The following is a 12,772-nucleotide window of genomic DNA, read 5'->3' on the forward strand; positions in this document are numbered from 1 at the left end:
AGCCTCACTCCTGTTCTAACAGCACGGTCAACTTTGCAGTTGCCAAATTACTCTGTACAATTTTCTGCCAGTTTGCCCAGAACAGAATGCCACCGCTATCCGCCCCAAGACGAGCAAACTGAGTAATGTATCGAGCCTCCGCCTCAGGCACACCCAACTCAAACCAAGGAACAGGTCGTAATACAACACCATCTTCCAACTTTTTCATTCCGGTGAGTCCACTGCCGCTTTCATCAACGCCAAAGCAATGATGCGTACCCGATAAGGGATCAAAAACAAATGATAACCGTCCAGTCTCGTTCTTACCCTGCCATACAATACTATTCCCCTCACGACGGCAAAGTGGTACAGGTTTACCATTCAAAAACAGCGTGCACCCCTCTACATAGGCTTCAAGTATTTGAGAGATACCATACTGTTTTCTTCTTAACAAATATGAGCCACTGAATAGATCAGCTATTTGCTCAGCCATGATAGCCTCTCGCTCGGCTAGCTTTGCTGTCGATGCCGTGAATGGCATAAGAGCGACGGCGTCAATCCGCCCTTCTGCGTACCCTGCTCTTCCGTTTGCTGAAATGCTCCCGACAGCGACAGTGCGATACCGATTGGTCCGCGCAAAACGAAACATGCCTTCCGTCTGATTGCCTCCTTCTGTTTTCCAGCTCAAACAGCCATTATGAAAATCGGCACGATGTATCGCTTCCCCATTAATATATAAAGCAATTTTGTTATGACCAGAAAACGGCGCCAGCATACATATCACCGTTCGGGTATTCGCATCGTAATAGATCCCACTCCAAACATATGCCGTTCGCTGCCCAGCACGTGCCGCATCATGAGGTAATTCGTTATAAGACACGCCATAGTGTTCAAATAAATCATGGAGTTGAGAAATTTTTTTTGTTTTTATAATACGACGCGCAATGCGTGGGTGACGGACAATATCGTCCAGTAGCGCTCTGTTCCCTGCCGAACGTTTATGGAGACCTTTTGCTGCAATCTGCACCATGCCAGGGTCTTTGCTCGCCATCAACTTCATTTCTCGCTCCCCCATTCCTTGAAAAGGGGGGGTGCTGAGCGCATCAAATGAGTTTGCCTCATAACGCTTGAGCAAATCGGGGTTTTGCAACAATTCAACAATAAAGCGCGCCGCTAAGGTATCTTCCTGCCATTTGTAACCTGCAGGGACTTTGAAATCGACAAGTGCGTCAAGTGCACGTTTCTCTTTTTTAGAATATTCGGCAATTTTGCGCAGCGGGCTGGAAGGATTGAGCGGCTTATGACCTGGTTTCAGAAGGCCCAGCTGGATAGCACGTTCAGGATTAATCGGACGAATATCTTTTGGCGGCAGGTAAAAGGTCGAAATGCCAGTGACTTTCTGCTGAATACTTGGGTCGTACAAATCACGAATACAGTATTGTTCAATCGTGGGTGGAATTCCCGGATAGCGCGATGCCACATAATTAATGACGGTATGATCTTCGCTATAAAATGCTTTCAGGTAGTCAACGAGTAAAATGAAGTTATTATTGAGATAGCCGAGCCGCCGATAGCCGAGTTCACCGATCAAACCAACCTGCCACAGCACAACATGCGCTGCGGTATCAGGCTGCTTATCCCGGATCATCATATCACTCGCTTCATAGGTCTGGAGACCCGGAGAACTGGGGTCGACACCCAGATCGGCACACAAGCAGTCAAGCGCACTAATACCTGGGCGCATTAACGCGGTATGCCCCTCTTTGCGCGCAATTTCTATAGCACGGTGCGTAGACAAAACAAAAATGCCAGGGTGTCCATAATAAACACCAACAACATGCTTACCACGGCGAACATGATGCAGCATGGCCTCGGTCATTTGCATGTAAGTTGCATAGCGGGGCTTGCTGTCATCGTAGAAGACATAAAGGTCAAACGCATCAGGCCGCTGCTCTTTAATCCAAACCACAGTGGCAGGATCGGCGACGCAATAAAAAACATAGTCCGCCGTGTTAATAAAGTTCTCATCCTGACGACTAAAACTCACTGCCTCGATCCCAGAGCCAATGATAGTCAGCTTTCCAGGGGCGCCTCCCGCCACTACGCCACCATTATGCACATTTGCTTTCGCGATATCCCGAGCTAGATCTTCCCATGCCTGTGTCCGTTCTTTTTTTTGGGGATAACATTTTGAGTGATGAATATCGAGCATAGACATGTTCCTCAGGAAATTTTATTCAAATAACGAATGGCGACACCACATGCGACCTTGATAGGCAGGCATTGATCGTCATATGTCGCTTTAGATAATATGATGTAACCTTGATATTGTTCGCTTCCCGAACCCGCATTGACCATTTGGTTGACTACATCATCGATGCCGGATTCCGGCCATGTCCAATTTTTGAGAGCTGAATCTTCCGCAGCGTTCTTCGTCATTAGAATGTTGGCGACGAGCATATTTTGCTCATCTACCGTTGGATTTCCTTGCTGAACCCAATCTGCAAATGTTTTCCAGCGTGTTTCTACTGAGTTGTTGCCATTGAACATATAGTTAACCAACATGCCCGTTGATGAGGCTTGTTGGGGCGCCTGGTTATAGAGGTTTTCTTCACCTGCTTTACGCCAAACACCAAGTAACTTACTTGCACTCTGAAAAGCGAACATAATGGCCAGATTTTTTGCCAGCGCTTGGAAACCTTTATTGATTATCCAATTGCCAATTTTGGTAAGCGAAGAATCGACAGTACCGGAAGGCACATCAACATCGGTATCAACGCTGGTATCCGTATCAACATCAATATTCGTATCCTGATCGGTATCCACATCCACATCCACGTCAACATCCACATCAATATCCACATCTATATCGACATCGACAAATACCACATCAACATCAATATCCACATCGATATCCACGTCAATATCCGTGTCCTGCACCACATCAATATCCGTGTCCACGTCAATGTCCGTGTCAACATCGATATCGATATCGACATCGACATTAATCGGGTCGATATCTTCTACGTCATCCGGCTCAAAACTGGCGGATTCATTACTATTTTGAAACCGATCGGCAATTTTGTTGTAGAGAGACTGAGACTGATTCGCCAGAGATTTCATACCGCCGGGTATCGCTTTCATAATAGTAGCAGCCATATCAGCCATCATATAAACCTGGAGGCCAAGATAAGCGGTATAGGTTAGGTCATAGGAGATAACCCACCAAGGAACCGTTGGCCCGGTATAAGTTTGAGCGATAGTTTTATTCCCGTTATTCGTGCCTAACCAGCACATGCCAAACGTATCCGGCTTCCCTTCCCACGCCATCTCACGATAGATACCTCGAAGATCAATGCCAGAGGTTTTCGTTGCACCGCTCGTTGTTAAGTTACCATTTGCATAGGATAATACTTGTGCGGATGAGCCATCGGTCGGTTGATATGTCGCCTGACCATCAGCCACAATAATCGTCGCACTAAGCTCATCAGGGAACACAAATCCATAATCATTATTGCTTTGATAAAGGTAATATTTACCTGGCCAGGCATAAAGAGAATTTAATGCCCAGTAAGTCACCATTGAAAAGGCATTGTAGGTACAACCTTTATAGGATGTACTATCGAAAAAATTTTCTATTTGTGTATTAAGCGTTAGTACATTATCCGGATTAAGCAGAATTTCATTAAATTGTAACGCAGTTGGAGAGTACGGTTGTGCGGTATATTGCTTATAAAAAGCAAAAGCCTGGTTAGAAGCATTCTGCATATCCGTTGTGACGGTAAATGTCTGCGTTCCACTAGGTGCAAAGATACCAGGCACCCACAGAGCAACGGGAAACTGGTCTTCTGCTCTGACAATGACCAAGCGAGCAACTAAAGCCTCGATATTAATATTGGCAGAGCCATTCCCTGGAACCGTGCCAACTTGAGTATAAACCTGGTCTAAATCCTCAGGAGAAAGATTATCCGAATTAGACGCCGAACCATCCACTGTTGAATAGATAACAACATTTGACGAAAGCGTGTTTTTTATATTAACAAAATTATCATATGCCATTCAAATACCTCATGCTTTATGAAAATTAAATATAAAAATAAAAAATACAATATAAAACCCAACATTAATAAAACCCAAAAATATCAGGGTAATAAAAAAAGAGAAATCCATTTCTCTCCAATAAGGTTAAATTAAAAGTCCCCAGCATCCATATCTGGGTCATCAGGGGACTCTCCATTTTCTTCCGTAGCCTGCCTCTCATCCATGCCATCTTGTTGTACTTTCAAATCATCTATATTACTATTAGATTGATTAATTTCAGCTTTTACATCTGCACTCATTTGATCGCCTAACGCATTAATATGGGAATTAATACTTGAATTGACTTCATTTAAAACAGGTTCAGCATTTGAACTTACTTTTTTTATGTCAGCAAGCGTTGATGCGTTATTTACGTCATTTGATATATTTTTCAACTGTACAATGGTTGATTCTAATTGTTTATCTACATCAAACTGAGCTATTTTTTCAATCTGACTACCATACTCATCAATTTCACCATTCAGAACAGTTTTTTGCTGCTGAAGTGACAAATTATCAGAAGCGGCCTTCACACTATCACTAGCCGTATTAATATCGCCATCAGTATTAACATCCAATTTTAATCGATCAGCGACAGCTTGTTCATCTTTAGCCACTTGTTCAGAAAGTTTATCTAATTTATCATTAATATCTTGATTCTGCTTATCCGTTAACTCCTTTTCTGCATTCTTTTGTTTTTCTGCATTCCTTTCTTTCCATTTTACCCAGGTGTGTTTATAAATAAGATCAGCCCCTCCCATCAAACCAAAAACAGATGTTACATATCCTAGAACGGTTTTAAAACTAACTGAACTTTTCGTACTAAGGTCTTTCTTGTTTTTTGTACCACAAGATTGATTTCCATTTACCGTCCCTGCAATGATAGGAATAACACTATCCGTTGAATTATTTTCATTATTTATCCGATTGTTTGATATCCAACTAACGGCTAAACAAACAGATGGAAAAGCTGCATTTATATCGGAAACAAACTGGCCGTTATTGTAAGTCAGATTCGTATTAGCACCACTTCCATCAGTATAAACTATGCTGTAGCCACCATTGCTATCAGTCAAATCAAACGGCGGATTTTTATTATTTAAAGTAAATTTAACCTGACCATTGGCAACTACTTTATCAGATGCTGACTGATACAGATAGAATGTATAAGAAGGATTAAACCCAACTGAAGCGCCAGCAAAAGTTTTTATATAACTCATAACACTTGCATACGTCACTGAAGTACAATTGTTGAATTGATTTATCCCCTTGAAGAAGGTATCAATAGCATTCTCTGTAGGAGGCTGGGTCTGCATGCCATTATTTTTCTGGGCTTGCACCGCACTAATGAACTTGGTTGCAGTATTGGAAGTAGGATATGCTTGAATATATTGGTAGAATTTATAAGTATTTTGCATTGCATCTAACGCACCACTCGCTATGCTGTAAGGAGGGTAGATATCCGAATTCGGATCGAATGGTAGACTCGCGCTTGTATCCGCTACCGGAAAGCCATTCGATGGCAAAGAAAACACCACATCATAAATGGAATTATCGGTATCAAGTATAACATCGGACGTACTATTCGCTGCTATTTGATTATCACTCCCAGACGTATCCAAATAGTTTAATGATGCTTGATAAATAATTTCCATCGACGTAGAATCGCTTTTATCAAAAGAGCTAATCGCCTTAACCGATTTATTACCTTTATTGCTTACCGACCAGTTGCTATTGGTACCCATATCTATTTCCTCACGTCAATTTATGTTAGAAAAAATCTACAAAAATATTTTTGGTTTAGCTGTCAAGAATAAAAAACCAATTACATTGAATATCACCCATCTCATAACAGAGAATAAAAACATTCAATTAAAAACAACACTATCATTATCTACTGCTGACGCTATAGCGCTGTAATACTGGCAAGCCTGATCGATATTAAGCGAGCTGTTAGGCGCCCAGATAGCCATACCCCCATAACCATTATCTGCACATTTTAAGGCAGTTTCTGAAGCTAACGACTGACTATCATCATAATGCGGAGAAAGACAAAGATAGAGACTATCTGGACTCATTCCGATATTTATAAACGTTTGTAAATCTTCGATGTCATCTCCGTAATCCATCCAATAGCCTTCTGTCAGCAAATGAACAACACTAGTCGAACCAGATAAGTACAGCGTGTTATATAATGCCTTTGACAATATCTTACCCCGAAATAATTCATTTCCTTTTATTGCACTTAGCACATCAAAAAAAGGCTGCTAATTTCCTGATTGAGCTGAATATCCATCATCAATAAAAATCCCATCTAAATTGTACTTTGTAACATCAGCAACCATCATCGTGGCAAGATTAACGCAGGTATCAAAATCCATATTTGCTGACCAACCTGCAGTTTGATGATTACCTAAATAGGCAATTTGAACCTTAATGCTACTGCTCTGAAGCGCTCTGACAATAGAAATATTGTCATTAAGAATTGCAGAAAGTTGTTCGTTATAAAACAACTGTGGTTGTTGAGCATTATCACCATTAATATTAGCAGCAAACAACACCACTTCGGAGAAAAAGGGTTGGCCATTTGAACGAAAAACATATTGGCCAATATTACTCACATCATCTACAGACGGATTGTTAAGAATGGCAATATATTTTTGCATTATAGCATTTACCCTTATTTATATTTGGCAAGCATAAAAAGCATCATCTATATAGAAGAGTGTCGTAACTGTATGAATAAAGATCAACGTGACAAATGGCCGACGGCTAAATATCAATAGTGTGTTAGACGCCATTAACCGGCAGATATGTGTCGATGAAACGCCAATATTTCTTGCTCAGAATCGCTAAATAATCCGTGTCGTTCAAACAGCGTGGCTCACATGAAACATGTAGAGCCAGCGGATTTTTCCATATACCCTTTTATCCTTAGTGGTTAATTCAGGTATATTGTCATGGTTCCCACTTTTGACTAACGTGTTGAGGAGATCTAATTGTGGCAACTTTTTCTTCTGCTCCCGTGTTAATTACAGGCGGCGCGCGGCGTATTGGGCTGGCACTGGCGCGTTCGTTTATGGCTCAGTCGATCCCTGTTATCATCAGCTATCGCACACCTTATCCCGAACTAGAGACGCTACAGCAAAACGGTGCTATTTGCCTGATAGCCGATTTTTACACCACGGAAAACCTCTATGCGTTTGCGGAGCAAATCCAGTCGCTTACGCCGCAGTTACGCGCCATCATTCACAATGCTAGCCGCTGGGAGCCAGAAAGCCCCGCGACACCACCAGAACAAACGCTGGCCGATATGCTACAAATTCACGTCTATACGCCCTATTTACTCAATCAACTGTTGGAATCTTGCCTGCGTGGGCAAGGCATCGCAGGTGCCGACATTATTCATCTGACGGATTACGTAGTAGAAAAAGGCAGCGAGAAACACATCGCCTATGCTGCCAATAAGGCGGCACTGGATAACATGACGCGTTCCTTTGCCCGCAAACTGGCACCGGAAGTAAAGGTAAACGCCATTGCCCCCAGTTTAAAGCAGGATGACGAAGGATATCGTCAACAGGCGCGGGACAAATCCTTGATGAAAATTGCCCCCGGTGAAGAGGAAATCGTCCGACTGGTGGATTATCTATTCAGCAGTAACTACGTCACTGGAAAAACGTTGGGAGTTGATGGCGGTCGGGCTTTGCGCTAAAGCCCCACACCACAGAAATGGCGGGGTACTTACACCATTTCTTTTTCCCCATATATTTAATGAGTAGATGGTGGGAATTATTTCGTCTCTTTTTTCTTCACTCGCGCCTTACGCTGGTACGCTTTATTGTCGGCGACATACGCCAGATAAGCCGCACGCGTCAGGCCGCCAGTACGCTGGGCAAAGGCATCGTAGGTCGTATCCGATGGAAAACCAAACTCGGCCAGTGCCTGTTCCCATACTTCACGATGCTCCGGGTTGTGCAGCGTTTTATCGTAGCCAGGGAAGCCTTTATCAGCGAAGCATTCGGCTGATACGCTGCTATAAGCCCCATTGTTCATATAGCTGCGCCCGGCTTTAAAAGCGGTATCCTGACTAGCTTTATTGATCGAGCAAGGTCCCCACGACAGACGATAGTCGCTTTTCTGTGCGCTAATGCTTGGGCCATAGCCAACGGGAAACAGAATGTCATCTTCCGACAACGTTTTCGATCCCACATACTCATAGTTACCGCGCAGAAACGAGTTATCCATAACAATCCAGCACTTCTCAGACAAGGACGATGCCACAATCTCCGACAGAGGGAGATTACGCTCGGTTGTGCGAAGAAGATAAGGTCGGACAAACAGCGGCATCGTCATCACATCATTCCAGATGCTGTGTTCCGCAAATAGCTCGTCCTTTTGCATCTGACGCAGGTTACCAATAACCAAAACATACCCATCGGTATGTAAGTCTATTTCGACCCGGAAGATGTCGCCCGGAACCGTTTTATGCTGCTGGTTTTTCATACTCATCAGCCGTTCCAGCTTGTGCGCATAATCAGCCGGTAATTGTTCGCGATAAGATCGCAGCCACTCGACAATCTCTGCTTTGCTGGTCAAATGACGGCATTCCGGCAACGGTAGTCCGATGGAGTTGCGGTAATTGCTGGCGCTGATATAACCGTAGCTTCCCGAATTCAGCGTTCTGACGCCCGCAGAAAACACAATGCCATCGGCCATCACGCTGGAAACGCTAGTGTACGTCAGCTTTTTTTCTTTACCGCGCGCGGTTCTCGGCAGAATAACGTCACGTCCGCGCGTGTGAATAATGACATCTTCTTCCTGATAATCTAGCTCGGTGGCGGTAATCCGTTTGCGGATCGTGTCGCCATCAAAGCAGATAAAATAGCCGTCACGTACGGTTAAAATATCCCATTCAGACGAGAGCAGTTCTAGCCCAAAATAAGGACGTAAGGCTTCCTGCATCCAGCTATTTATCTGGTCAATCGGTTTCATCTTCAGCGCGGTTCCCAGTGGAATAATCGGTCATTATGTCGTGACTGCTCTCGTTAAATGCCGAGAGTCAGGTGCGATATCGCCTAAAAAAGCACGCTCCGGAGCTTATCTAATTTGGGCAAGCAAACAAACACTTAACACCCATTTACGCTTCATTTCTCGTTTATCGCCTATCATCAGGCTATGCTATCAACAGTGAGTTGGGGATAACGTAGATACCATGCATAAGATTGTTTTTATAGAAGATGATACCGAGGTGGGAAAATTGATCGCCGCTTACCTCGGCAAGCATGACATTGATGTTCAGGTTGAAGCGCGGGGCGATCAGGCATTGGCCTTTATTGAACAGCAGCAGCCCGACCTTGTGCTGTTGGACATCATGCTGCCCGGCAAAGACGGCATGACAATCTGTCGGGAACTGCGGCCACAGTACAGCGGCCCGATTGTGCTGCTGACCTCGCTGGACAGCGATATGAATCATATTCTGGCGCTGGAAATGGGTGCCGATGATTACATTCTGAAAACTACACCGCCCGCCGTGTTGCTCGCCCGCCTGCGTCTGCATTTGCGGCAATACGCTGCGACGACACAGGCCGTGACGGAAAATGCTGCGCCCGCCGCGTTACAGGTGCACAAATCCCTGCACTTCGGCCTGCTCTGTATCGATCCGGTCAATCGGGAAGTGACATTAGGGCAAGAACACATTGTGTTATCCACCGCGGATTTCGATCTGCTCTGGCAGTTGGCGACCCATGCGGGTCACATCATGGATCGGGATGCGCTGCTGAAAAATCTGCGCGGCGTGACCTACGACGGCATGGATCGCAGCATTGACGTTGCGATCTCCCGCCTGCGTAAGAAACTGTACGACAACCCGCTGGAGCCGTTCCGCATTAAAACGGTGCGCAACAAAGGTTATCTGTTTGCCCCCAACACCTGGGAGAGCGTCACGCTATGAGAAAGCTGTTCGTCCAGTTTTTTCTATTGCTGTTCGCCTGCTTTGTCGTCATGACACTTTTAGTCGGGCTGGTCTATAAAGTCACGGCCGAACGCGCCGGACGTCAGTCGATGGATGACCTGATGAAAAGCTCGCTGTATCTCATTCGTAATGAGCTGCGCGCGATTCCGCCTCGCGACTGGCATAAAACCATCAGCCAGCTTGATTTAAACCTGTCATTCAAATTGCACATCGAACCGGTGAGCAAATATGCGCTGAGCCCCAAGAATCGGCAGCGTCTGAATCAGGGAGAGATTATCGCGCTGGATGACGAATACACATTTATCCAACGCATTCCCCGCAGCCACTATGTTCTTGCCGTCGGCCCTATTCCTTATTTGTTCTTCCTGCATGAAATGCGGCTGCTGGATTTACTGCTGGTGATGCTCATCGGACTATCGCTGGCGCTGCCAGTTTTCCTCTGGATGCGGCCACATTGGCAGGCCATGCTAAAACTGGAGAATGCCGCGCAGCGCCTCGGGGATGGTCATCTGGAGGAGCGCATTCATTTCGATAGCACCTCAAGCCTGTACCGGCTTGGTGTCGCCTTCAACCGCATGGCGGATAACCTGAACCAGCTCATCAACAGCAAAAAGCAGCTGATTGACAATATTGCGCACGAACTGCGTACGCCGCTAGTCAGGCTGCGCTATCGGCTGGCCATGAGCGACAACCTGACAGAAGACGAGCAGCAGGCGTTAAACCGGGATATTGGTCAACTCGAAGCGCTGATTGACGAGCTGCTGACGTATGCCAGACTCGACCGACCGCAGGTGACGTTGCATCTTGCCGATATTGATATTCCTTCGTGGCTACAGGCAAAAGTTGACGATTTCCGCCTGATCCACCCTGACAAACACATCTCGTTGGACATGCCCCATTCGGCACGGATTGGGGCGCTCGATTTACGCCTGATGGAACGAGTGCTGAATAACCTGATCGGCAATGGGTTGCGCTTCTGCCACAGCCGATTGCATATCAGCCTGACATCCGACGCCGGGCACATCGCGTGTCTGCAAGTCGAAGATGACGGCCCCGGTATTCCGCCCGACAGACGGGAAAGCGTGTTTGAACCGTTTGTCCGTCTGGAAGCGGGTATCGAGAACAGCAGCGGCGGATGTGGGCTGGGGCTGGCGATTGTTCATGCTATCGCCCGGGCTTACGACGGCAGCATTACCGTGGATGACAGCCCGCTCGGCGGCGCCCGTTTCCGTTTTTGCTGGCCGGTAAAAACCGCAACAACGCAGGCCGCAATCGCCGTTCAGCACTAGCACTGAGACGGCGGTAATCCCGCCGTTTTTCCCTGTCTTTCCCACTTTTTCTGGCTTGTACATTAGGTTACACGCCGAAACCAATCACTCACTGAAGCCGTCCGCTGTTTCTCCTATTCTCTCTCTACCAGCCCAACTGAGGGCTACGAAACGTGAATGAGACAACGAGGAAATGAAGATGAATAAAGTATTAGTTATGATCGCAGGTGCGGCACTGGGTCTGTCCTCTGTAGCGTTTGCCGCGGATACCGTAACCAGCGCACCAGCTCAGCCTACGGCGACCACGTCTGCTCCGGCTAAAGCCGCTCACCATAAAAAACAGGTGAAGAAAGCTCAACCAGCTCCTGCCCAGAAAGCGCAGGCCGCTAAAAAACACGTGAAGAAAGCCAAGCCAGCCCCTGCTCAGAAAGCACAGGCTGCCAAGAAACACGTGAAGAAAGCCAAACCTGCTCCTGCCCAGAAAGCGCAGGCTGCCAAGAAACACGTGAAGAAAGCCAAAACGGCAAAACCAGCGACCACTACGCCAGCAGCGTAATCGGTAAGCACCACGCCTTCCCTACAGGGAAGGAGTCACTTTCGGTTAGCCCTATTTGAAATCTATCGCTAAGAGCTTGCCGTAGAACAATCATTAAACACCCGGTTTACCGGGTGTTTATTTCATGGGGGACGAGAGAATGATGCGGCGTTACTCATTTGAAATTATGTTATCCCTCGTTCTGCTCTGTGGCATTGTCACCCTGAGTTTTTTCCTCTAGTTGCAGGGACTGCATCACGCCGTGATTAATCGCACCGCTATTAATCATGAGGTTATTGAACGTCCAAAACATTACACGTCAAAAATAAAAACATTAAACGTCAAAAATGTAGACAACTCGCTAAATAAAGAGTGTGGAGCAGTAAAGTTTTATCACTCATCGCCGTTTATATCATTACACTCCGGGCAATACCGAGAACTGTATAATGAAAAGAACCCTGCAAATATCTGCCCTATTGCTGAGCACGCTGGCTGCAACATCGTATACCTTCGCCTCTTCCTCTTCATCGTCCGGTATCATCCGCTTTTCGGGTGCCGTCGTCGAACCGGTCTGTGATGTGACAACACGCTCAAATAATGTGACCGTCAGCTGTGAACGACAAGGTGAAATACAAACGCTACACATGAAAAACAGCTCGCAACACGCTGTTTTGCCGCAAGGCATCGGCTCGGTGAGTTCGAAAACGTTAAGTTCAGATGCGCGTGTCGTGATCGTCAGCTACGAATAAAACAGGTGTCATTCGCTGTACTGTTGATGTAAAAACGCGACGCCACTTCAGATCGTGGCGTCGCGTTTTGAGCATTGGGGTATTATGATGAAATAAGCGCAATGATGTTATCCGACGCCTTTTACACTCGATAACATTTTAATTTTCAGTCCCTCACCAACAAATACATCTATAGTTAATTCAACGCGCT

The 12,772-nt window shown here is 45.8% G+C and carries 12 protein-coding genes; 6 read left to right on the plus strand and 6 right to left on the minus strand.

What is annotated here, in order from left to right; translation table 11 throughout:
- Nucleotides 1–4: 4 nt before the first annotated feature.
- The 5 genes from LOZ86_RS11375 to LOZ86_RS11395 form a co-directional block, all read right to left on the minus strand.
- Complete coding sequence (locus LOZ86_RS11375) at nucleotides 5–2,191, minus strand: SAM-dependent methyltransferase (protein WP_052012013.1); 2,187 nt, start codon at nucleotides 2,189–2,191, stop codon at nucleotides 5–7.
- 11 nt (nucleotides 2,192–2,202) lie between these two features.
- The gene (locus LOZ86_RS11380; protein ID WP_052012014.1) at nucleotides 2,203–4,038 is read right to left on the minus strand and encodes a hypothetical protein; all 1,836 of its coding nucleotides are present in this window, start codon (nucleotides 4,036–4,038) and stop codon (nucleotides 2,203–2,205) included.
- Nucleotides 4,039–4,169: 131 nt separating this feature from the next.
- Nucleotides 4,170–5,804 (minus strand): hypothetical protein, encoded by a 1,635-nt coding sequence (locus LOZ86_RS11385; RefSeq protein WP_039513632.1) that lies wholly within the window; start codon nucleotides 5,802–5,804, stop codon nucleotides 4,170–4,172.
- Nucleotides 5,805–5,927: 123 nt separating this feature from the next.
- Nucleotides 5,928–6,188 carry a hypothetical protein gene (locus tag LOZ86_RS11390; protein WP_039480804.1) on the minus strand — a complete coding sequence of 87 codons (261 nt, stop codon included), beginning with the start codon at nucleotides 6,186–6,188 and terminating at the stop codon, nucleotides 5,928–5,930.
- Nucleotides 6,189–6,326: 138 nt separating this feature from the next.
- Nucleotides 6,327–6,725 carry a glycoside hydrolase family 18 protein gene (locus tag LOZ86_RS11395; protein WP_039480808.1) on the minus strand — a complete coding sequence of 133 codons (399 nt, stop codon included), beginning with the start codon at nucleotides 6,723–6,725 and terminating at the stop codon, nucleotides 6,327–6,329.
- 335 nt (nucleotides 6,726–7,060) lie between these two features.
- On the opposite strand from LOZ86_RS11395, the gene folM reads away from it, so the two are divergent.
- Complete coding sequence (folM, locus tag LOZ86_RS11400) at nucleotides 7,061–7,771, plus strand: dihydromonapterin reductase (RefSeq protein WP_039480811.1); 711 nt, start codon at nucleotides 7,061–7,063, stop codon at nucleotides 7,769–7,771.
- Nucleotides 7,772–7,848: 77 nt separating this feature from the next.
- Here folM and LOZ86_RS11405 read toward each other — a convergent pair whose 3' ends face one another.
- Nucleotides 7,849–9,051, minus strand: a complete 1,203-nt coding sequence (locus tag LOZ86_RS11405) for an immunity 26/phosphotriesterase HocA family protein (protein ID WP_080728029.1) — start codon at nucleotides 9,049–9,051, stop codon at nucleotides 7,849–7,851.
- A gap of 220 nt (nucleotides 9,052–9,271) precedes the next feature.
- Between LOZ86_RS11405 and rstA the strand changes: the two genes are divergently transcribed.
- The 5 genes from rstA (at nucleotide 9,272) to LOZ86_RS11425 (ending at nucleotide 12,582) form a co-directional block, all read left to right on the plus strand.
- Nucleotides 9,272–10,009, plus strand: a complete 738-nt coding sequence (rstA, locus tag LOZ86_RS11410; protein ID WP_039480814.1) for a two-component system response regulator RstA — start codon at nucleotides 9,272–9,274, stop codon at nucleotides 10,007–10,009.
- A complete protein-coding gene (gene rstB / locus LOZ86_RS11415) occupies nucleotides 10,006–11,319 on the plus strand; it encodes a two-component system sensor histidine kinase RstB (protein WP_039480816.1) in 1,314 nt (437 codons plus the stop codon). The genes rstA and rstB overlap by 4 nt, the downstream gene beginning before the upstream one ends.
- A 178-nt stretch (nucleotides 11,320–11,497) precedes the next feature.
- Nucleotides 11,498–11,854 (plus strand): acid resistance repetitive basic protein Asr, encoded by a 357-nt coding sequence (gene asr, locus LOZ86_RS11420; RefSeq protein WP_039275212.1) that lies wholly within the window; start codon nucleotides 11,498–11,500, stop codon nucleotides 11,852–11,854.
- Nucleotides 11,855–12,020: 166 nt separating this feature from the next.
- Nucleotides 12,021–12,074, plus strand: a complete 54-nt coding sequence (locus LOZ86_RS21620; RefSeq protein WP_488656301.1) for a hypothetical protein — start codon at nucleotides 12,021–12,023, stop codon at nucleotides 12,072–12,074.
- A gap of 205 nt (nucleotides 12,075–12,279) precedes the next feature.
- The gene (locus LOZ86_RS11425) at nucleotides 12,280–12,582 is read left to right on the plus strand and encodes a hypothetical protein (RefSeq protein ID WP_039480819.1); all 303 of its coding nucleotides are present in this window, start codon (nucleotides 12,280–12,282) and stop codon (nucleotides 12,580–12,582) included.
- Nucleotides 12,583–12,772: the final 190 nt, after the last annotated feature.

The organism is Pectobacterium parvum, assembly GCF_020971565.1.
GTDB classification, from domain to species: Bacteria; Pseudomonadota; Gammaproteobacteria; order Enterobacterales; family Enterobacteriaceae; genus Pectobacterium; species Pectobacterium polare.

Coding starts and splice junctions, on each gene's coding strand:
- LOZ86_RS11385 (WP_039513632.1), bottom strand. CDS start 5,804: ATGGGTACCAATAGCAACTGGTCGGTAAGCAATAAAGGTAATAAATCG.
- rstA (WP_039480814.1), top strand. CDS start 9,272: ATGCATAAGATTGTTTTTATAGAAGATGATACCGAGGTGGGAAAATTG.
- LOZ86_RS11395 (WP_039480808.1), bottom strand. CDS start 6,725: ATGCAAAAATATATTGCCATTCTTAACAATCCGTCTGTAGATGATGTG.
- LOZ86_RS11425 (WP_039480819.1), top strand. CDS start 12,280: ATGAAAAGAACCCTGCAAATATCTGCCCTATTGCTGAGCACGCTGGCT.
- LOZ86_RS11380 (WP_052012014.1), bottom strand. CDS start 4,038: ATGGCATATGATAATTTTGTTAATATAAAAAACACGCTTTCGTCAAAT.
- LOZ86_RS11390 (WP_039480804.1), bottom strand. CDS start 6,188: ATGGATTACGGAGATGACATCGAAGATTTACAAACGTTTATAAATATC.
- LOZ86_RS11375 (WP_052012013.1), bottom strand. CDS start 2,191: ATGCTCGATATTCATCACTCAAAATGTTATCCCCAAAAAAAAGAACGG.
- asr (WP_039275212.1), top strand. CDS start 11,498: ATGAATAAAGTATTAGTTATGATCGCAGGTGCGGCACTGGGTCTGTCC.
- LOZ86_RS11405 (WP_080728029.1), bottom strand. CDS start 9,051: ATGAAACCGATTGACCAGATAAATAGCTGGATGCAGGAAGCCTTACGT.
- rstB (WP_039480816.1), top strand. CDS start 10,006: ATGAGAAAGCTGTTCGTCCAGTTTTTTCTATTGCTGTTCGCCTGCTTT.